20 protein-coding genes are annotated in these 20,576 nt (G+C 60.2%); 11 read left to right on the top strand and 9 right to left on the bottom strand.

The annotated features are described in order from the left end of the window. Position 1: 1 nt before the first annotated feature. Positions 2–1,375, top strand: a complete 1,374-nt coding sequence (glmU, locus tag M6G53_RS10535; RefSeq protein WP_253331104.1) for a bifunctional UDP-N-acetylglucosamine diphosphorylase/glucosamine-1-phosphate N-acetyltransferase GlmU — start codon at positions 2–4, stop codon at positions 1,373–1,375. A gap of 151 nt (positions 1,376–1,526) precedes the next feature. Beyond that, positions 1,527–3,356 (top strand): glutamine--fructose-6-phosphate transaminase (isomerizing), encoded by a 1,830-nt coding sequence (glmS, locus tag M6G53_RS10530; RefSeq protein ID WP_253331102.1) that lies wholly within the window; start codon positions 1,527–1,529, stop codon positions 3,354–3,356. Positions 3,357–3,404: 48 nt separating this feature from the next. Here glmS and M6G53_RS10525 read toward each other — a convergent pair whose 3' ends face one another. Continuing rightward, positions 3,405–3,776 (bottom strand): hypothetical protein, encoded by a 372-nt coding sequence (locus tag M6G53_RS10525; RefSeq protein WP_253331100.1) that lies wholly within the window; start codon positions 3,774–3,776, stop codon positions 3,405–3,407. A 215-nt stretch (positions 3,777–3,991) separates the two neighbouring features. On the opposite strand from M6G53_RS10525, the gene pstS reads away from it, so the two are divergent. The 8 genes from pstS to M6G53_RS10485 all read left to right on the top strand — a co-directional run bounded on the left by pstS (position 3,992) and on the right by M6G53_RS10485 (position 11,087). After that, positions 3,992–5,032 (top strand): phosphate ABC transporter substrate-binding protein PstS, encoded by a 1,041-nt coding sequence (pstS, locus tag M6G53_RS10520; RefSeq protein WP_253331098.1) that lies wholly within the window; start codon positions 3,992–3,994, stop codon positions 5,030–5,032. A 91-nt stretch (positions 5,033–5,123) separates the two neighbouring features. Beyond that, positions 5,124–6,080 carry a phosphate ABC transporter permease PstC gene (gene pstC / locus M6G53_RS10515; protein ID WP_004933822.1) on the top strand — a complete coding sequence of 319 codons (957 nt, stop codon included), beginning with the start codon at positions 5,124–5,126 and terminating at the stop codon, positions 6,078–6,080. Position 6,081: 1 nt separating this feature from the next. Next, positions 6,082–6,972: a phosphate ABC transporter permease PstA gene (gene pstA, locus M6G53_RS10510; protein ID WP_019455481.1), complete on the top strand. Its 891-nt coding sequence runs from the start codon at positions 6,082–6,084 to the stop codon at positions 6,970–6,972. 54 nt (positions 6,973–7,026) lie between these two features. Further along, positions 7,027–7,797 (top strand): phosphate ABC transporter ATP-binding protein PstB, encoded by a 771-nt coding sequence (gene pstB / locus M6G53_RS10505; protein ID WP_016929614.1) that lies wholly within the window; start codon positions 7,027–7,029, stop codon positions 7,795–7,797. A gap of 11 nt (positions 7,798–7,808) precedes the next feature. After that, complete coding sequence (phoU, locus tag M6G53_RS10500; RefSeq protein WP_016929613.1) at positions 7,809–8,543, top strand: phosphate signaling complex protein PhoU; 735 nt, start codon at positions 7,809–7,811, stop codon at positions 8,541–8,543. A 168-nt stretch (positions 8,544–8,711) separates the two neighbouring features. Beyond that, the gene (locus M6G53_RS10495) at positions 8,712–9,551 is read left to right on the top strand and encodes an ABC transporter substrate-binding protein (RefSeq protein ID WP_253331096.1); all 840 of its coding nucleotides are present in this window, start codon (positions 8,712–8,714) and stop codon (positions 9,549–9,551) included. An 80-nt stretch (positions 9,552–9,631) separates the two neighbouring features. After that, positions 9,632–10,345, top strand: a complete 714-nt coding sequence (locus M6G53_RS10490) for an amino acid ABC transporter permease (RefSeq protein ID WP_033645154.1) — start codon at positions 9,632–9,634, stop codon at positions 10,343–10,345. 1 nt (position 10,346) lies between these two features. Beyond that, the gene (locus M6G53_RS10485) at positions 10,347–11,087 is read left to right on the top strand and encodes an amino acid ABC transporter permease (protein WP_004933841.1); all 741 of its coding nucleotides are present in this window, start codon (positions 10,347–10,349) and stop codon (positions 11,085–11,087) included. Here M6G53_RS10485 and yieH read toward each other — a convergent pair. Together yieH and M6G53_RS10475 are read right to left on the bottom strand one after the other, a co-directional pair. Beyond that, the gene (gene yieH, locus M6G53_RS10480; protein WP_253331093.1) at positions 11,084–11,752 is read right to left on the bottom strand and encodes a 6-phosphogluconate phosphatase; all 669 of its coding nucleotides are present in this window, start codon (positions 11,750–11,752) and stop codon (positions 11,084–11,086) included. The two genes, M6G53_RS10485 and yieH, sit on opposite strands and share 4 nt — an antisense overlap. 46 nt (positions 11,753–11,798) lie before the next feature. Next, entirely contained in the window at positions 11,799–12,203 is a 405-nt protein-coding gene (locus M6G53_RS10475; protein WP_253331091.1) for an NUDIX hydrolase, read from the bottom strand. Between the two features lie 234 nt (positions 12,204–12,437). Here M6G53_RS10475 and M6G53_RS10470 point away from each other — a divergent pair, with 234 nt between their 5' ends. Further along, positions 12,438–13,775 (top strand): NCS2 family permease, encoded by a 1,338-nt coding sequence (locus M6G53_RS10470; protein ID WP_253331089.1) that lies wholly within the window; start codon positions 12,438–12,440, stop codon positions 13,773–13,775. 35 nt (positions 13,776–13,810) lie between these two features. Here the strand turns inward: M6G53_RS10470 and M6G53_RS10465 are convergent, their stop codons facing one another. The 6 genes from M6G53_RS10465 to yidC form a co-directional block, all read right to left on the bottom strand. After that, entirely contained in the window at positions 13,811–14,863 is a 1,053-nt protein-coding gene (locus M6G53_RS10465) for an alpha/beta hydrolase (protein WP_253331087.1), read from the bottom strand. A 77-nt stretch (positions 14,864–14,940) separates the two neighbouring features. Next, positions 14,941–15,507 carry an NADPH-dependent FMN reductase gene (locus tag M6G53_RS10460; protein ID WP_253331085.1) on the bottom strand — a complete coding sequence of 189 codons (567 nt, stop codon included), beginning with the start codon at positions 15,505–15,507 and terminating at the stop codon, positions 14,941–14,943. A 161-nt stretch (positions 15,508–15,668) separates the two neighbouring features. Next, a complete protein-coding gene (locus M6G53_RS10455; RefSeq protein ID WP_253331083.1) occupies positions 15,669–16,394 on the bottom strand; it encodes a 4'-phosphopantetheinyl transferase family protein in 726 nt (241 codons plus the stop codon). Positions 16,395–16,527: 133 nt separating this feature from the next. Then, a complete protein-coding gene (locus M6G53_RS10450; RefSeq protein ID WP_253331080.1) occupies positions 16,528–17,328 on the bottom strand; it encodes an MBL fold metallo-hydrolase in 801 nt (266 codons plus the stop codon). 147 nt (positions 17,329–17,475) lie between these two features. Beyond that, positions 17,476–18,840 (bottom strand): tRNA uridine-5-carboxymethylaminomethyl(34) synthesis GTPase MnmE, encoded by a 1,365-nt coding sequence (gene mnmE, locus M6G53_RS10445; RefSeq protein ID WP_253331078.1) that lies wholly within the window; start codon positions 18,838–18,840, stop codon positions 17,476–17,478. A 96-nt stretch (positions 18,841–18,936) separates the two neighbouring features. After that, a complete protein-coding gene (yidC, locus tag M6G53_RS10440) occupies positions 18,937–20,574 on the bottom strand; it encodes a membrane protein insertase YidC (RefSeq protein WP_253331074.1) in 1,638 nt (545 codons plus the stop codon). Between the last annotated feature and the right edge of the window lie 2 nt (positions 20,575–20,576).

Here is a 20,576-nt window from a genome sequence, read left to right as displayed (position 1 = left end):
TATGTCGAACAGCGCAATGAGCGTGGTTATCCTCGCCGCGGGCAAGGGAACACGCATGTATTCCGATCTTCCCAAGGTCTTACATCCGTTGGCCGGCAAGCCGATGGTGCAACACGTCATTGATGCCGCGATGAAACTGGGCGCGCAACAGGTTCACCTGGTATACGGCCACGGGGGCGATCTGCTGAAAAGCACGTTGACCGAAGGTGCGCTGAACTGGGTGCTGCAGGCTGAGCAATTAGGAACCGGCCATGCGATGCAGCAGGCCGCGCCGCATTTTGCCGACGATGAAGACGTGCTGATGCTGTACGGCGACGTGCCGTTGATCTCCGTGGATACGCTGCAACGCCTGCTGGCGGCCAAGCCGCAGGGCGGTATCGGGCTGCTGACGGTCAAGCTGGACGATCCGAGCGGCTATGGTCGCATCGTGCGCGAGCAGGGCGACGTGGTGGGCATTGTCGAACACAAGGACGCCAGCGAAGCGCAGCGTCAGATCAACGAGATCAATACCGGCATCCTGGTGGCCAACGGGCGCGATCTGAAGCGCTGGCTGGGGATGTTGAATAACGACAACGCACAGGGCGAGTTTTACATCACCGATATCATTGCGTTGGCCCATGCCGACGGCAAGAAAATCGAGGCCGTGCACCCGTCGCGTTTGAGCGAAGTGGAAGGCGTGAACAACCGCCTGCAGCTGGCGACCCTGGAGCGCGTATTCCAGTCGGAACAGTCTGAAAAGCTGCTGTTGGCCGGCGTAATGCTGCTGGATCCGGCGCGTTTCGATCTGCGCGGGGAACTTGTTCACGGCCGCGACATCACTATTGATGCGAATGTGATTATCGAAGGTCACGTCAAGCTGGGTGACCGGGTGAAAATCGGTGCCGGCTGCGTGCTGAAAAACTGCGTGATCGGCGATGGCTGCGAGATCAGCCCTTACAGCGTGCTGGAAGACAGCGTGCTGGAAGCCGACTGCACCGTAGGGCCGTTCGCCCGCCTGCGCCCAGGCGCGGAGCTGGCGGCAGGGGCTCACGTCGGCAACTTCGTGGAAATGAAAAAGGCGCGCCTGGGCAAAGGCTCCAAGGCCGGCCACCTCAGCTACCTGGGCGATGCCGAAATTGGCGATGACGTGAATATCGGCGCCGGCACCATCACCTGCAACTACGATGGCGCCAACAAGCACAAGACGGTGATCGGCGACGGCGTGTTCGTCGGTTCCGATACGCAACTGGTGGCGCCGGTGTCGGTCGGCAAAGGCTCCACCATCGCCGCCGGCACCACGGTGACGCGCGATATCGCCGAGAACGAACTGGTGCTGAGCCGCGTCAAGCAGGTGCACATTCAGGGCTGGCAACGTCCGGTGAAGAAGAAGCCATAGTGTGTTTTGCGTTGGGCTCCGTTCACGAGCCCAATACAAAACATAATAACCCCCACCATCTACAGGCTCGGGGGCGCACGGTAAAAACCGGCAAAAATCAGGTCAAGGCATCGAAAGCGCCTATGAAGGGCGTTCATTAGGAATACAACTGATGTGTGGAATTGTAGGCGCAGTAGCGCAACGTGATATCGCAGAAATCCTGTTGGAAGGTTTACGTCGTCTCGAGTACCGCGGTTATGACTCCGCCGGTTTGGCGGTGGTCGATGCGCAGGGCAGCGTCAGCCGCCTGCGCCGCGTCGGCAAGGTGCAAAAACTGGCCGATGCGGCAGAGCAAACCGAGCTGCACGGCGGGACCGGCATTGCTCACACCCGCTGGGCAACGCACGGTGAACCGACCGAAGCAAACGCGCACCCGCATGTTTCCGACTACATTACCGTGGTGCATAACGGCATCATCGAAAACCACGAACCGCTGCGCGAACTGCTGATCGAACGCGGTTACCGCTTCAGTTCTGAAACCGACACCGAAGTGATCGCGCACCTGGTGCACTGGGAACAACAGCAGGGCGGTACGCTGCTGGAAGTGGTTCAGCGCGTGATCCCGCAGCTGCGCGGCGCCTACGGCACCGTGGTGATGGACAGCCGCGATCCGAGCGTATTGGTCGCTGCACGTTCCGGTAGCCCGCTGGTTATCGGCCGCGGCGTCGGGGAAAACTTCATCGCTTCCGATCAGCTGGCGCTGCTGCCGGTTACCCGCCGCTTCATCTTCCTGGAAGAAGGCGACGTGGTGGAAGTGACTCGCCGCACCGTCAACATCTTCGACAAGCAGGGCAATGCCATCGAGCGCCCTGAGATCGAATCCCAGGTGCAGTATGACGCCGGCGACAAGGGCGCTTACCGTCACTACATGCAAAAAGAGATCTACGAACAGCCGCTGGCGCTGAAAAACACCCTGGAAGGGCGTTTCAGCCATGGCCAAATCAACCTGAGCGAGCTGGGCCCGCGCGCCGATGAGCTGTTGGCCAAGGTGCAGCACGTGCAGATTATCGCCTGCGGCACCTCTTATCACTCCGGTATGGTGGCGCGTTACTGGTTCGAAGCGCTGGCCGGCGTGCCGTGTGACGTCGAGATCGCGTCCGAGTTCCGTTACCGCAAATCGGCGGTGCGCCCGGGCAGCCTGATCATCACCCTGTCGCAGTCCGGCGAAACCGCCGACACGTTAGCGGCGCTGCGCCTGTCCAAAGAGCTGGGTTATCTCGGTTCGCTGGCCGTTTGTAACGTGGCCGGTTCTTCGCTGGTACGCGAATCCGATCTGGCGCTGATGACCAAGGCCGGCACGGAAATCGGCGTAGCTTCGACCAAGGCCTTCACCACGCAGCTCACCGTGCTGCTGATGCTGGTGGCGCGCCTGGGCCGCCTGAAAGGCATGGCGGAAAGCGTGGAGCAGGAGATCGTGCACGGCCTGCAGGCGCTGCCGGCGCGCATCGAGCAGATGCTGTCGATGGATAAAGAGATCGAAGCGCTGGCGGAAGGCTTCTCCGACAAGCACCATGCGTTGTTCCTCGGCCGCGGCGATCAGTATCCGATCGCCATGGAGGGGGCGCTGAAGCTGAAAGAGATCTCCTATATTCACGCGGAAGCTTATGCGGCGGGCGAGCTGAAACACGGCCCGCTGGCGCTGATCGACGCCGATATGCCGGTGATCGTGGTGGCACCGAACAACGAACTGCTGGAAAAGCTGAAGTCCAACATTGAAGAAGTGCGCGCGCGCGGCGGCCAGCTGTACGTGTTCGCCGATCAGGACGCCGGCTTCGTCAGCAGCGAAGGCATGACCATCATTCCTCTGCCGCACGTCGAAGAAATCGTCGCGCCGATCTTCTACACCGTGCCGTTGCAGCTGCTGTCTTACCACGTAGCGCTGATTAAAGGCACCGACGTTGACCAGCCGCGTAACCTGGCGAAGTCTGTCACCGTAGAGTAATTTGCCGCAGGTAAACTGCAAAAGCCGGCCTGTGCGCCGGCTTTTCTATTACCTGATTTTATTGCTGAGCTCTTGTTGCGCGCGTTTCAGATCGTTGATTGTGCGGCTTTGTTCTTGCAATTGTTGCTTGAGGTCGCGAAGTTCACTGTCCTTACTCCTGTTTTCCCGCGCAATATCGTCCTGTTTGTCCTTGAGTTGCTTTATATTCTGTTCCTGGCGTCTGATTTTTTCTTCAAAATTTTCCAAATCCATTAAGCGATAATTAGAAATAACGTAGCCTTGATCGTAGCGACTCCAAAGAAGGAGGTTATCAGTGCCGCCGCTCGGCTGCTGACTGCGTTTTAATCCGTCGGACGCCATGACATTGGCTGTCGCCAGCAGGCACAAACTAACCGTTGACAAAATAAGTGATTTTTTCATTTCCATTCCCTTTGCCTATGCAAGATATGAGGCGATTTTTTGTTAAAAAAATAGATTAATCAATATATTAATTAATATCCCGCCTGAGTGTCATATAACTGTAATATTGCGTACATTTTTCTGTCACCAAACTGTCCTATTTTCCCTCCTGCAGCAATACTTACTCTGATTAAAACGACTCGAAGTCGATTTTAAATATCCCATTAGGAGGGATTATGAAACTGATGCGTACCACCGTCGCCAGTATTGTGGCAGCGACCTTCTCCCTGACCGCCGTGTCCGCGTTCGCTGCTGCCAGCCTGACCGGTGCAGGTGCGACATTCCCCGCTCCGGTTTACGCCAAGTGGGCAGATTCTTATCAGAAAGAAACCGGCAACAAAGTTAACTATCAGGGCATTGGCTCCTCTGGCGGCGTGAAGCAAATCGTGGCCAACACCGTTGACTTTGGCGCCTCCGACGCCCCGCTGTCTGACGACAAGCTGGCGGCTGACGGCCTGTTCCAATTCCCGACCGTGATCGGCGGCGTGGTGCTGGCCGTGAATATCCCGGGCATCAAATCCGGCGAACTGACGCTGGACGGCAAAACCCTGGGCGATATCTACCTGGGCAACGTCAAAAAGTGGAACGATCCGGCTATCACCAAGCTGAACCCTGGCGTGAAACTGCCTGACCAGAACATCGCCGTGGTGCGCCGCGCCGACGGTTCCGGCACCTCGTTCGTGTTCACCAGCTACCTGTCCAAGGCCAACGCGCAGTGGAAAGAGAAGATCGGCGCCGGTTCTACCGTTAACTGGCCGACCGGTCTGGGCGGCAAGGGCAACGACGGTATCGCCGCCTTCGTTCAGCGTCTGCCGGGCTCTATCGGCTACGTAGAATACGCTTACGCCAAGCAGAACAATCTGGCTTACACCAAGCTGGTTTCCGCCGACGGCAAAGCGGTCAGCCCGACCGAAGAGAGCTTCAGCAACGCCGCCAAAGGTGCGGATTGGAGCAAGACCTTCGCTCAGGATCTGACCGACCAGAAAGGCGACAACGTGTGGCCAATCACCTCCACCACCTTCATCCTGGTGCATAAAGAGCAGAAAAACCCTGCTCAGGGTGCCGAAGTGCTGAAGTTCTTCGACTGGGCTTACAAAACCGGCGCCAAACAGGCTAACGAGCTGGATTACGCCACCCTGCCGAAAGAAGTGGTTGAGCAGGTGCGCGCGGCCTGGAAAACCAACGTAAAAGACAGTTCAGGTAAAGCGCTGTACTAACAACGCAGGGGCGCGGGTTCGCCGCGCCCCACACAGTTCTTCAGGCTCCGATCCCGGTTGGGGCTGCCAGGGTTCAAACAGAGAGTAATCTATGGCTGAGTACAAGCCGACCATCAAAGCACCGGGCAAAAACGGTGACATCATTTTCAGCGCGCTGGTGAGACTGGCGGCGCTGATTACCCTATTGTTGCTGGGCGGCATTATCGTTTCGCTGATCTTCGCCTCCTGGCCAAGCATGCAGAAATTCGGCTTCGCTTTCCTGTGGACCAAAGAGTGGGACGCGCCGGCGGAGCAGTTCGGCGCGCTGGTGCCGATCTACGGTACCGTGGTCACCTCGCTTATCGCGCTGATCATCGCCGTGCCGGTGAGCTTCGGCATCGCGCTGTTCCTGACCGAACTGGCGCCGAACTGGTTGAAGCGGCCGCTGGGCATCGCCATTGAGCTGCTGGCGGCCATCCCGAGCATCGTCTACGGCATGTGGGGCCTGTTCGTGTTCGCCCCGCTGTTCGCCGAATACTTCCAGACGCCGGTGGGCGAAGTGCTGTCGGGCATTCCGATCGTCGGCGAGCTGTTCTCCGGCCCGGCCTTCGGCATCGGCATTCTGGCCGCCGGGGTGATCCTGGCGATCATGATCATTCCTTACATCGCCGCGGTCATGCGCGACGTGTTCGAACAGACGCCGGTGATGATGAAAGAGTCGGCCTACGGCATCGGTTGCACCACCTGGGAAGTCATCTGGCGCATCGTGCTGCCGTTCACCAAAAACGGCGTCATCGGCGGCGTGATGTTGGGCCTGGGCCGCGCGCTGGGGGAAACCATGGCGGTGACCTTTATCATCGGTAACACCTACCAGCTCGACAGCGCTTCGCTGTACATGCCGGGCAACAGCATCACCTCGGCGCTGGCCAACGAATTCGCCGAAGCCGAGTCCGGCGTGCACACCGCCGCGTTGATGGAGCTGGGTCTGATTCTGTTTGTTATCACCTTTATCGTGCTGGCGCTGTCGAAACTGATGATCATGCGTCTGGCCAAGAATGAGGGGCGTTAACATGGCGACGATGGATATGCAAAACGCAGTCGTTCTGGCGGAAAGCCGCCGCAAAATGCAGGCCTGGCGCCGGCAGAAAAACCGCCTCGCGCTGTTCCTGTCGATGGCGACCATGGCGTTCGGGCTGTTCTGGCTGATCTGGATCCTGATCGCCACCGTCACCAAAGGCTTCGACGGTATGTCGCTGGCGCTGTTCACCGAAATGACCCCGCCGCCGAATACCGCGGGCGGCGGCTTGGCCAACGCCATCGCCGGCAGCGGCCTGTTGATCCTGTGGGCGACCATCTTCGGTACGCCGCTGGGCATCATGGCCGGCATCTACCTGGCGGAATACGGCCGTAAATCCTGGCTGGCGGAAGTGATCCGCTTTATCAACGATATCCTGCTGTCCGCACCGTCGATCGTGGTGGGCCTGTTCGTTTACACCATCGTGGTGGCGAAGATGGAACACTTCTCCGGCTGGGCCGGCATCGTGGCGCTGGCGCTGCTGCAGGTGCCGATCGTCATTCGCACCACCGAAAACATGCTGAAGCTGGTACCGGATACGCTGCGCGAGGCCGCGTACGCCCTGGGTACGCCGAAATGGCGCATGATTTCCGCCATCACGCTGAAGGCGTCGGTGTCCGGCATCATCACCGGCGTGCTGCTGGCGATTGCGCGCATCGCGGGGGAAACCGCACCGCTGCTGTTCACCTCGCTGTCGAACCAGTTCTGGAGCACCGACCTGATGCAGCCGATCGCCAACCTGCCGGTGACCATCTTCAAATTCGCCATGAGCCCGTTCGCCGAATGGCAACAGCTGGCCTGGGCCGGGGTGCTGTTGATCACCCTGTGCGTACTGTTACTGAATATCCTGGCGCGCGTGATTTTCGCCAAGAAAAAGCATTCATAAAATTTTGAGCGCCGCTTTGGCGGCGCTGATGAAAAGAGAGAAGTCTTGATGAGTATGGTTACTGACGCTTCCAGCAGCAAAATTCAGGTACGCGATCTGAACTTCTACTACGGCAAATTCCATGCGCTGAAGAACATCACGCTGGATATCGCCAAGAATAAGGTCACCGCGTTTATCGGCCCATCCGGCTGCGGCAAATCCACCCTGCTGCGCACCTTCAACAAGATGTATCAGCTGTACCCGGAACAGCGCGCGGAAGGCGGCATCCTGCTGGACGGCCAGAACATCCTGACCGACAACTCGGATATCGCGCTGCTGCGCGCCAAGGTCGGCATGGTGTTCCAGAAGCCGACGCCGTTCCCGATGTCGATTTACGACAACATCGCCTTCGGCGTTCGCCTGTTTGAAAAGCTGTCGCGTGCCGATATGGACGAGCGCGTGCAGTGGGCGCTGACCAAGGCGGCGCTGTGGAACGAAACCAAGGACAAGCTGCACCAGAGCGGCTACAGCCTCTCCGGCGGCCAGCAGCAGCGTCTGTGCATCGCCCGCGGCATCGCCATTCGTCCGGAAGTGCTGTTGCTGGATGAGCCGTGCTCGGCGCTGGATCCGATCTCCACCGGCAAGATTGAAGAGCTGATCAGCGAGCTGAAGGCCGACTACACCGTGGTGATCGTGACGCACAACATGCAGCAGGCGGCGCGCTGCTCCGACTCTACCGCATTTATGTATCTGGGCGAGCTGATCGAGTTCAGTGATACTGATAACCTGTTCACTGCGCCGCAGAAAAAACAGACTGAAGACTACATCACTGGCCGTTATGGTTGATAGGAAGCATCATGGATAACCTGAATTTAAACAAACACATTTCCGGCCAGTTCAACGCAGAGCTTGAGCATATCCGCACCCAGGTGCTGACCATGGGCGGGCTGGTGGAACAGCAGCTGACCGACGCCATCACCGCGATGCACAATCAGGATGGCGAGCTGGCCAAGCGCGTGATCGAAGGCGATGCCAAGGTCAACATGATGGAAGTGGCGATCGACGAAGCCTGCGTGCGCATCATCGCCAAGCGTCAGCCAACCGCCAGCGATCTGCGCCTGGTGATGGCGATCATCAAAACCATTTCCGAGCTGGAGCGCATCGGCGACGTGGCGGACAAAATCTGCCGCACCGCGCTGGAGAAGTTCTCGCACCAGCACCAGCCGCTGCTGGTCAGCCTGGAGTCGCTGGGGCGCCACACCGTGCAGATGCTGCACGACGTGCTGGACGCGTTTGCGCGCATGGATCTGGACGAGGCGATCCGTATTTACCGCGAAGATAAAAAGGTCGACCAGGAATACGAAGGCATCGTGCGTCAGCTGATGACCTACATGATGGAAGACTCACGCACCATTCCCAGCGTGCTGACTGCGTTGTTCTGCGCCCGTTCTATCGAGCGTATCGGCGACCGCTGCCAGAACATCTGCGAATTTATCTTCTATTTCGTCAAAGGGCAGGACTTCCGTCATTTGGGCGGCGACGCCCTGGAAAAGCTGCTCTCTCCGGGCGGTAAAGACGAAAAAGCCGACTAACCCTTTCCGGGTAATATCCTTCAAAGGCGCGGTTTCCCGCGCCTTTATTCCATCTTAAGCGCGTAAAGATAAAAAGGTTATAAATATAGCTTTTTATATTATTTCCTGACCTATGTGGCGCTTGCTAGCTTATCCGCCAGCAGGACATCAACCACTTAGGAGCTTTCTATGAAACATCGCGCTTTGGCCTTCACGTTGTTAGCCAGTCTGACCGGCCTCGCCGCCGGCGCCGCGCACGCGGACAAACTTGACGATATCAAGCAAGCCGGCGTGGTGCGCATCGCGGTGTTCGACAGCAACCCGCCGTTCGGTTACATCGATCCGCAGAGCAAGAAGCTGGTGGGCTACGATGTGGACGTCGCCGATGCGATCGGCAAAGCGCTGGGCGTAAAAGTGGAGCTGCGCGCCACCAACCCGGCCAACCGCATTCCGTTGCTGGTGTCGAAGAAGGTTGACCTGATCGCCGCCAACTTTACCATTACCGACGAGCGCGCCAAGGAAGTGAACTTCAGCGTGCCGTACTTCGCCACCGGCCAGAAATTCATTGCCCGTAAAGGCGTGTTGAAAACCCCGGAAGACATCAAGAAACTGCGCATTGGCGCGGACAAGGGCACGGTGCAGGAAATCACCCTGCGCGAGCGTTTCCCGACGGCGAAAGTGATCTCCTACGACGACACCCCGCTGGCGTTCGTGGCGCTGCGCAACGGCAACGTGCAGGCGATCACCCAGGACGACGCCAAGCTGGTCGGCCTGCTCGGCAACCTGCCGGCGGCGCAGAAGGCGGAATTTGAGATTTCGCCGTTCAGCCTGACCAAAGAGTATCAGGGCGTCGGCATTCCCAAGGGCGAAGATCGCCTGACCGCCGTGGTGAACGAGACGTTGATCAAGCTGGAAAAAGACGGCGAAGCGGTTAAGATTTACGATCGCTGGTTCGGCCCGGAAACCAAATCCGCCCAACCGCGCGGCGATTTCAAAATCGCGCCTTTGGATCAGCAGCCTAAAGCCTGACGATCCACCCGCGGTGAGATCGGTGCGGAGGGGCGCAGCTTGCTGCGCCCCTGATGCATTCTGCAAGACAAGGATTGAACATGAACCTGGACTGGCTGCTGGCGCCGCAATACCTGAGCTGGCTGTGGCACGGTTTTCTGCTGACGCTGTGGCTTTCCGCCTGCGCGGGCCTGGCCGCCACGCTGCTGGGCTTTGTGCTGGCGGCGATGCGCGACAGCAGCCTGCGGCCGTTGCGGTGGCTGGCGATGGGGTACAGCTCGCTGTTTCGCAATACGCCGCTGCTGGTGCAGCTGTTCTTTTGGTACTTCGCCGCCGGCCAGATCCTGCCGTCCGCCGCCATGCAGTGGCTGAACAGCGCCCATCAGGTTGGCCCGCTTGAGTGGCCGTCGTTCGAGTTTCTCGCCGGTTTCTTCGGCCTGACGCTCTACTCCACCGCCTTTATCGCTGAAGAGATCCGTTCCGGTATTCGCGGCGTCGCCGGCGGGCAGAAATATGCCGCCCAAGCGCTGGGGCTGACCGGCTGGCAGGCGATGCGCTACGTGGTGCTGCCGCAGGCGCTGAAAATCGCGCTGCCGCCGCTGCTGGGCCAATACATGAACGTGATCAAGAACTCGTCGCTGACCATGGCGATCGGCGTTGCCGAACTCTCTTACGCCTCGCGTCAGGTCGAAACCGAAACGTTGCGTACCTTCCAGGCGTTCGGCGTGGCGACGGTGCTGTATATCGCCATCATCGCGCTGCTGGAAGGCTGGGGCATGTGGCGCCAACAGCGTAAACCGCTGGGGGGGCATTGAGATGGATTTCAGCGTAATTCACGATAACCTGGGCTACCTGCTGTGGGGCACCTGGCCGGACGGGCCGCTGGGCGGCGCGGCGCTGACGTTGGCGATCAGCCTGATGGCCGGCGTGGCTTCGGCGGTGCTCGGCACCTTACTCGGCGTGGCGCTGGCGATGTCGCGCGGCGTCGCCGCCGGATTGCTGGCGGCGGTGCTGGGCTTTTTCCGCGCCATTCCGGTCATCATGCTGATCTTCTGGACCTATTTCCTGCTGCCGATGGTGTTTGGCGTCGAGATCCCGGAAATCACTACCGTGGTGTGCGCGCTGGCGCTGATCGCCTCGGCCTATCTGGCCCACGCGGTGAAGGCCGGCATCGCCGCGATCGGCCCCGGCCAGTGGCAGGCCGGGCTTTCTCTGGGGCTGACCCGCTGGCAGACGCTGCGCATGATCGTGCTGCCGCAGGCGCTGCGCATGATGGTGCCGTCGTTCATCAACCAGTGGATTTCCCTGATCAAAGACACCTCGCTGGCTTATATCGTCGGCGTTGGCGAACTGACCTTCCTGGCGACCCAGGTCAACAACCGCAGCATGGTCTACCCGATGGAAGTGTTCCTGTTCGTGGCGCTGGTCTATTTCGTGTTCTGCCTGGCGCTCGATCTGCTGGCCAACGCGGTCAACCGCCGCTTCGGCGCGCAAACCCGCGCGCTGAAGCGGTCCTGGCGCTGGTGGCGCAACAAGCCGCCGTTGCCGGCCAGTTAATCGGCCGTCAGCCGCCAGCCGCGTTCGCGCCACAGCGCGGGCAGCTGGGCCAGGTCGTCAAACGTCGTCACCAGCGGGTGGTCGATCGGCGGGTTATGCGGATCGGCACAGAAGTAAAAGACCGGAATGCCGGCATTGATGCCGGCCTGGGCGCCGGCGGGCGAGTCATCCACCAGGATGCAACGCGTCACCGGCACCTGCATCTTTTCGGCGGCGTGAAACACGATCGCCGGATCCGGCTTCCAGCGCTGCAGGTCATAGCCACTGAACAACCGGTCATCAAAATAGCGCAGCATGCCGGTCAGGCCGAGCGAGTGCTGCATCTTGCTGACCGGCCCGTTGGAGACGGTGCAGACAGGCACCGTCACCTGCGCCAGCAGCTCGCGGGCGCCGGCAATCTGCTGTAATTCGCTGTCGAACAGCCGCGCCACCTCCTGCCGATACAGCGGCTCCAGCGCCTCTTTGGCCAGATCGGTGCCCTGCTCGGCGTTGACCCGATCGATGATCTCGTACAGCTTCACCCCTTTGTATTTCTTGAACACCTCTTCCAGCGACAGGTGAATGCCGTAGCGGGCGAACATGTGCACATAGGCTTTGCTGCACAGCACTTCGCTGTCCACCAGCGTGCCGTCGCAGTCGAACAAAATGCAGTCAATCTGATTCATGCGGAACAGGCTCCTTCGGGTTAGCGCCGCTGAGGCCGCTCAGCGATCACTTGATCAGGTTACGCGCCTTGAGATCGTGCAAAATCAGTGCGGCGACGTGTGAGCAGTGCGGCAAGTCGCGGCTGTCGCACCACCTCAGTTCGGCGATTTCGGCGGCCGGCTGCGGCTGCCCGGTAAAGTCGGCCCGATAGCAGCGAATGCGCACCTGGGTGCCGTCCTGCTTGCCGTCCGCCGGGCCGCTGAACTCGCCGTAAAACGCGATGGAGTTCGGCTGCAGCGTGACGGTCAGCTCTTCGTCGATTTCGCGGCACAGCGCCTGCTCGTCGGTTTCACCCGCTTCGCGCTTTCCGCCCGGGACATAAAACAGCGTCTTATTGTGTGAACGCACCAGCGCCACTTTGTCATCTTTCAGCGTGATCAATGCGAGCTTATCGATAAAGGTCGAAGACATGCGGATTCCTGTTTTTTAGCGGGTAAGGTAAGAGAGGCGATAGGCCATTTTATCGGCCGTGCCGGCAAACGGCAACGCAGCGGGCGGCAACGGGGGATGAATGCCTGTAAATACAAGCCGTTGACGCGTTTAGCCGTAAAGACGGCGAAAAAAACCGGTGACCGGCGTCAAAAGCCCCACTTTTTGTTATAGGATAGCCGGCGACTGTCCATTCCCATTTTCGGAATTCTGATAATGACCAAACCAGTATCTGGCCTTGACGCTGAGCAAGGCTTGCTTGGGCGCGTGTTTAAACTCAAGCAACATGGCACGACGGCGCGTACGGAAACGATTGCCGGTATCACTACCTTCCTCACCATGGTGTATATCGTGTTCGTTAACCCTCAAATTTTGGGCGCGGCGGGCATGGATACCCAGGCGGTATTTGTCACCACCTGTTTGATCGCCGCCTTCGGCAGCATCTTTATGGGCCTGCTGGCGAACCTGCCGGTGGCGCTGGCGCCGGCGATGGGCCTGAACGCCTTCTTCGCCTTCGTGGTGGTCGGGGCGATGGGCATCTCCTGGCAGGTGGGCATGGGCGCCATCTTCTGGGGAGCGGTCGGCCTGCTGCTGCTGACCATTTTCCGCATCCGCTACTGGATGATCGCCAACATTCCGGTCAGCCTGCGGGTCGGCATCACCAGCGGCATCGGTCTGTTCATCGGCATGATGGGGCTGAAAAACGCCGGCATCGTAGTGGCCAACCCGGACACGCTGGTAACCATCGGCAGCCTGACCTCGCACAACGTGCTGCTGGGCGCGCTTGGCTTCTTCATCATCGCCGTGCTCTCTTCGCGCAACTTCCACGCGGCAGTGCTGGTGTCGATCGTGGTCACCACCCTGATCGGCTGGATGCTGGGCGACGTGAAATACGGCGGCCTGTTCTCCCTGCCGCCGAGCATCACCTCGGTAGTGGGCCAGGTCGACGTGGCCGGCGCGCTGAACATCGGGCTGGCCGGGGTCATCTTCTCGTTTATGCTGGTGAACCTGTTCGACTCTTCCGGCACGCTGATCGGCGTCACCGATAAAGCCGGCCTGACCGACAGCCAGGGCAAGTTCCCGCGCATGAAGCAGGCGCTGTACGTCGACAGCATCAGCTCGGTGGCCGGTTCGCTGGCGGGTACCTCTTCCGTGACCGCTTACATCGAAAGCTCGTCCGGCGTCGCCGTCGGCGGCCGCACCGGTTTGACGGCGGTGGTCACCGGCCTGCTGTTCCTGCTGGTGATCTTCCTGTCGCCGCTGGCGGGCATGGTGCCGGCTTACGCCGCCGCCGGCGCGCTGATCTACGTCGGCGTGCTGATGACCTCCAGCCTGGCGCGGGTGAAGTGGGACGATCTGACTGAAGCGGTACCGGCGTTTGTCACCGCGGTGATGATGCCGTTCAGTTTCTCGATCACCGAAGGTATTGCGCTCGGTTTTATCTCCTACTGCGTGATGAAGATCGGCACCGGGCGCTGGCGTGAAATCAGCCCGTGCGTGGTGGTGGTGGCGCTGCTGTTCGTGCTGAAGATCGTCTTCGTCGACGGCCATTGACCGCCAAGGGGCCGACGCCTGTCGGCCCTGAAACCTTATACTCCCGGCGTCGCATCCGGCGCCTGATCCAATACCCACTGCAGCGGCCGCCTGAAGCGCGTTTGCCAACTGCCGGCGGCATCTTCTCCCTGAGCGAAGTGCAGCGTCTGCACCTGATTATCCTCCCCGAACAGATTGGCAAAATGCAACGCCAGCGCCTGCTCGCTGAAGTTCTGCCGATCGTAATACGCCATCACGATTTTCTTTTGTGCCGCCAGCGACTGCTGGGCCGGTTTTATCTCGCCGTTGGGGGCGATCAGCAACGCGCCGGCATAAAACTGCGGGTACTTGGCGATCAAATTGGCGGCGTGCAACGCACCCTGGCCGCGGGCGCTGAGGTAAATCCGTTGGGTATTCAACTTTAGCTGCGGAGCCAGCTGTTGCACCGTACGCTGAATGGCGGCTTGGGTGCTCTCGTCGCTGTAATTCGACCAGCGGAAGCTGTTTTCCGACAGCATCTGCGTGCCGTTGATCTCGATGTAGGCCACGCCCATTTCGCCGAACAGCAGCCGTTCTTCGGGGCTGATGGCGGCGGCTTTGCCGTAGGTATGCAGGAAGATCACCGTTGGCCAGCCTTCGGCCGGCGCTTCGCCGTTCGGTATTGCGTAGCTGGCTTTGCCTTCATGGTGGCGGGCGTGCTGCAGATAGCGCGCTTTGGTGGCGGCCAGGATCGATTGGTAGGTGGCGGAGTGCTGGATGCTGTTGAAGGCGTCGTCCTCCAACAGGTTGTAGTAGTACCACAGGCCACGGTCGGCGCTGAGTTGCAGGTAGCGCTCCGCCAACTCGGTTTGCCCTTTCTCCGCCGACGATACCGCCAACTGATAGGGCGCCCAGACGTTGCGACCGTCTTCACGCATCAGCGTCAGGTACAGCGACATGGCGCCGATCTTTTTATCTTCCTGGTTTTGCGCGGATCGCGACAGCTGGGCGTTGAGCGCGCTGTGTGCAGGCAGCTCCAGCGGCTCTTCACCGGCGGGATAGCGCATGGCTGTGGCGAACGCGGGGCTGGTGATGGCAATGAAAAACAACGCTAAAATAAAAAAATACATGATGCTATGGCTTTAATTTTCAATGAATTGACGGACTTCATGTCCTGCTGCGGCGCCCGCCGGGCGCCGCGAGGCCTTTACTCCACGCGGCGAATATAATCGCTGAACGCGGACAGCTGGCCGGTCAGGAAATCCAGCGTTCCCTGGTCGCTCAGTTCACCGGCCTGTTCATCGACTTTGCTCTGGATTACACCGCCCATAAACTCCGGCTTGTTCATCACCATCGCATCGAGGAAAACCAGGATCTGACGCAGGTGGTATTGGCAGCGTGCGCCGCCGATCGGTCCCATCGAGCTGGTTTGAATGGCGACCGGCTTGCCGGCCAGCGGCTGGTTCGGCAAACGCGACAGCCAGTCAATGGCGTTCTTCAACCCGCCTGGCACGGAATAGTTATATTCAGGGGTGACGATGATCACGCCGTCGGCCTGGCGGATCTGATCGGCGATCGTCTCGACCGCGGCAGGGAAGCCTTCAGCCTGTTGCAGGTCGGCATCGTACAGCGGGATATCGCGGATGGAAGGCAGCGCTTCAATGGTGACGCCCTGCGGGGCCAGACCAGGCAGGGCGCGGGCCACCATGGCGTTGTAGGAGCCTTTGCGCAGGCTGCCGAGCAAAGTGACGATTTTTAAGGCTTGGTCTGACATGGTGATTCTCCCTTTCGAATGAGCAGATTCAGCGTACAACATGGGCGAATAGTAGGCTAAAGCGCTGGTCGAGAATAGGCGATTGCTCAACATTTAGCTGTTTTTACAATTTAATGCAGAAATTCGTGCGGTAAAGAAAGTTTTATCCGCTTTGCGCCGCGTTAACCGGGGGTCGTCAGGCCCGTCAGTTTGACGAAGCGCGAGGAGGCCGCCGGGCTGCGCGGCGAGATTTCGCCGTCTTTGTGCAGGCCGCCGCGCTCTTCGTAACGCCAGCACAACAGGCGCTCCAGCCCAGGGCTGCCGGCGCAGGCCCAGCTCAGGTATTCGTCGGCGTCGCTCATCACCTGAACGTCCGGCGTGGCGCTGGAGCGCAGATGGCCGGAGAAGGGATGCAGACGCAGCGTAGCTTGGCCGCTGTTGCCGAGGCCGGAAATTTTCAGCACGCTTTGCCGGATGCTCCACAGCTGAGTCTCCGCCTCCAGCCGATCGTCCTGCGCGCCGATCCAGGCACTTTCTGCCGGCGTCTGATGCGCGTGTTGCAGCGCGTTTTGCCGGGTTCCGCGCGCGCGCATCACTTCGATATCCAACCCGACTTTGCCCTCGTCGCTAAGCAGCACGCCAACGGTGTTGCTGGCGTAAGCGAGGCTGAAATCGGGCAGCTGATGATCGGCGAAGCAGGGGCGGCCGGTCGGGGTGGTGGCGATGTGAGGCAGCGTCGGCAGGCCGTACAGGTAGAACATCATTTCGGCGAGCAGGATGCGCCCTTGCAGGTAGCGCGTGCGGCGTTTAACGGAAAAGGTGCGGGTGGCGGCTATCACTTCGTCGGAGAGTCTCTGGGTATCCAGAACGGCGGAGGCCGGGGTCCATCGGGCAAAATGACACGCCATTGTTCACTCCATGACAGAGGGTCGCTAAGAACGCAGGGGTGTTAGATTAAGACTAAGTTGAGGATTTATCATCAAAAAACACTATGCGTTTTATCCGATTTGTTGGCGATTTCAATGATGAGCGGCGCAGGCGTTATGCCAGGATCCAGCTATCGCCGGTGGCGGGCGATAGCCCTTCCGGCAACCATAGCCGGCCCCAGGCACCGGTACAGTGGCAGCCCATGATCTTTTCTGGCGGATGCTGCCGTAAAAACCGGCGGACGCGCCAGAGCGTGCGCGGGGAAGCGCAGCGCAGATGAAAACCGCCGATCAGGGCGTGGATCCTGTCGATCCCGGTGATTTTCTGGCAATGGCGCACGATATTGACGATCCCACGGTGCCCGCAGCCGGTCACGATCACCAGACCGCGATCCGATTTGTAAATCAGCACCCCTTCGTCGATCACGTAATCCACCGCTGCGTTCTCCCCGGCGATCACCCCGTAGGCGCGCGGGGCGGGCACCGCGATCTCGCCTGACCACATAAAGCGATCGCCGATCGCCAGCGGTTCACGGCTGTAGTGCATGCGGTGGCGTGAGTAGTCGATATCCAAAGAGAGCTTTTTGATTTTCCGGGTGTGGCCGAGCACCTTCAGCGCCGCATAGCGCTCATCGCCGACCTGCGGGTGGCAGATGATGCGGCTGTTGTCCGGCAGCCAAGCGACGCCGCCGCAGTGGTCATAGTGGCCGTGGGAGAGCACCGTCGCGGTGATACGGGAGAGATCGACGCCCATCAGCGCCGCATTGTGCAGAAAGCTGTCGTCGGGGCCGGTATCGAACAGTATGGACGTCGTCTCATCCTCAATCAGCAGGCTCAGCCCGGCCCTGGCCCGCAATAATGGGTCGGCGCCGGCGGCGCGGCGGTTTTCCAGCAGTACCTTGAGGGTCAATGCCATGGTGACTCGTTCCTGAGAGAGATTCCTGACTGGCCAGTATAGCGCGGGGCGCTGCGGCGGTGCTGTGAGCTGGCGCGCAGCGCGAGCGCGGGAAAGAAAAACGGCCGGAACAAGGGCTTGTCCCGGCCGTGAAGGCGCCTGGCGGCGTTATTTCCCGATACAGAAGCTGGAGAAGATGCGGCCCAGCAGGTCGTCGGAGGTGAATTCGCCGGTGATTTCGCTCAAGGCCAGCTGCGCCTGGCGCAGCTCCTCGGCCAGCAGCTCGCCCGCGTAAGCGCTCACTAACTGTTCTTTACCCTGCACCAGGTGCTGCGCCGCCAGTTCCAGCGCCTGCAGGTGGCGACGGCGCGCCAGGAAGCCGCCTTCCATGTTGCTGGTGAAGCCCATGCTCTGTTTCAGATGATCGCGCAGCACATCGACGCCTTCGCCGGTGCGGGCCGACAGGCGAATAAGTGAGTGGTTGTTCACTTCCGTCAGGCCCAGCGTCTCACCGGTGATGTCGGCTTTGTTGCGCACCACGGTGATCGGTAGCGTACCCGGCAGGCGCGCCATAAACTCCGGCCAGATCTCCGCCGGCTCGGTGGCGGTTGTGGTGGTGCCGTCCACCATAAACAGCACTCTGTCCGCCTGTTCGATCTCGTTCCAGGCACGTTCGATGCCGATACGCTCAACTTCGTCGCTGGCGTCGCGCAGGCCGGCGGTGTCGATGATGTGCAGCGGCATGCCGTCGATATGGATATGTTCGCGCAAGACGTCGCGGGTGGTGCCAGCGATATCGGTGACGATCGCTGCCTCACGCCCGGCCAACGCATTGAGCAGGCTGGATTTACCGGCGTTGGGGCGCCCGGCGATCACTACCTTCATCCCTTCGCGCAGCAGGCTGCCCTGGCGCGCTTCGCCGCGCACGCTGTCCAGATCCGCCATCACGTCGTTGAGCTGCGCCTCGATTTTACCGTCGGACAGGAAGTCGATTTCCTCGTCCGGGAAGTCGATCGCCGCTTCCACATAGATTCGTAGGTGAGTGAGCGCTTCCACGAGCTGGTGGATGCGGGTGGAGAAGGCGCCCTGCAGCGAGTTCATCGCCGAACGCGCCGCCTGCTCGGAGCTGGCGTCGATCAGATCGGCAATCGCTTCGGCCTGCGCCAGATCGAGTTTGTCGTTGAGGAACGCGCGTTCGGAGAACTCGCCGGGCCGTGCGATGCGCACGTCGGGCAGCGCCAGCACGCGCTTGAGCAGCAGATCGAGGATCACCGGCCCGCCGTGGCCCTGTAGTTCCAGCACGTCTTCGCCGGTAAAGGAGTTCGGCCCCGGGAACCACAGCGCGATACCCTGATCGAGGGTGGCGCCCGTGGCGTCGCGGAACGGCAGATAGTCAGCGTAGCGCGGCTTCGGCAGCTTGCCGAGCAACGCCTGGGCGACGTCTTTGGCCTGGCTTCCGGAAATGCGCAGAATGCCGACGCCGCCGCGTCCCGGCGGGGTGGCTTGGGCTACGATGGTATCGGTGGTGCTCATAACGGTTCTCTCTGACGATTAAGATGCAAAAAGGCGGTCTAATGACCGCCTTTGGTGTGACTGCAAGGGTCGGCGCGCCGAACCCCTACAATACGCTTAGCTTTTTTTCTTGTCGCGGCTGTGCAGACCGCGTTTTTCCAGACCACGGTAAATCAGCTGCTGCTGCAGGATGGTCACCAGGTTACTGACGATGTAGTACAGCACCAGACCGGACGGGAACCACAGGAAGAACACGGTGAAGATCACCGGCATGAAGGTCATGATTTTCTGCTGCATCGGGTCAGTCACGGTGGTCGGCGACATCTTCTGAATGAAGAACATCGTCACGCCCATCAGGATTGGCAGGATGTAGTACGGGTCTTGCGCCGACAGGTCATGGATCCACAGGGCGAACGGCGCGTGGCGCAGCTCGACCGACCCCATCAGCATGTAGTACAGCGCCAGGAAGATCGGCATCTGAATGATCAGCGGCAGGCAGCCGCCGAGCGGGTTCACTTTCTCCGCCTTGTACAGCGCCATCATCTCTTGGCTCATGCGCTGTTTGTCATCGCCGATGCGCTCGCGCATCGCCTGCAGCTTCGGCTGCAGCATGCGCATTTTCGCCATCGAGGTGTACTGCGCCTTGGTCAGCGGGTACATGATGCCGCGCACGATGAAGGTGATGATGATGATGGAGAAGCCCCAGTTACCGATAAAGCCGTGGATGAACTTCAGCAGTTTGAACAGCGGCTGGGAGATAAACCACAGCCAACCGTAATCCACGGTCAGGTCCAGGTGTGGCGCCAGCTGGGCCATCTGATCCTGCAGCTCCGGGCCGACCCACAGGGTCGCGTTCAGCTGCTGCTGAGCGCCCGGCTGCACCACGACCGGCGTAGATTTGAAGCCGATGGTGGACAGGTTGTCGCCCGGTTTGGCGGTGTAGAAGGTGTTGTCACCCTTGGTCGCCGGTACCCACGCGGTGGCGAAGTACTGTTGCAGCATGGCGACCCAACCGTCTTTGGTGGTGACGTTCAGGTTTTCGTCTTTGTCGAATGCGTATTTCTGGTACTTGTCCTCGCTGGACGAGTACGCCGCGCCGCGGAAGGTATGCAGCGCGAAGTTGCTGCTGCCGGTGTCGCGGTGCTTAGGCAATTCGGTGGTCTGCTTCAGCTGGCCGAACAGGGTCAGCTCCAGCGGCGTCGCACCTTTGTTGTCGATGCTGTAATCCACGCCGACCGCATAGTGATCGCGTTTGAGCACGAAGGTCTTGGTGTAGACCGCGCCGTCTTTATCGGTGTAGGTCAGCGGGATGCGCAGCTCGTCCTGGCCTTCCGGCAGGGTGTAGCTGTCCTGTGCCGCCTGATACAGCGGGCGTTCGCCGTTGGCCGGGTTGTCCGGGCCGTTTTTACCGGTCAGGCCGCTTTGCGCCTGATAGACGAACGAAGGAGTGGTTTCCAGCAGTTGGAACGGAGTCGATGAACCCAGAGTATCCGGGTAGGCCAACAGTTTAGCCTGCTCGATATCGCCACCACGGGTGTTGATGGTCAGCGACAGCACGTCGGTGTTCACGGTAATCAGCTTACCCTGACCACTGGCTGGCACGGCCTGGCTGGCGGCATCACCGGCTACTGCGTTCGAAGTCTGTTGCGTGGTCTGTGCGGCCGGCTGCGGAGCGTTGTCCGTTTGCCATGCCTGCCAGATCATGAAAGACACGAACAGCAGAGCGATGAGGAGAAGATTGCGTTGCGAATCCATCG

Origin of the sequence: Serratia nevei, from assembly GCF_024160145.1 — a bacterium.
Lineage (GTDB): Bacteria > Pseudomonadota > Gammaproteobacteria > Enterobacterales > Enterobacteriaceae > Serratia > Serratia nevei_A.
Note: the sequence above shows the minus strand (reverse complement) of the source record. Positions and strands in the feature narration are given on the sequence as shown.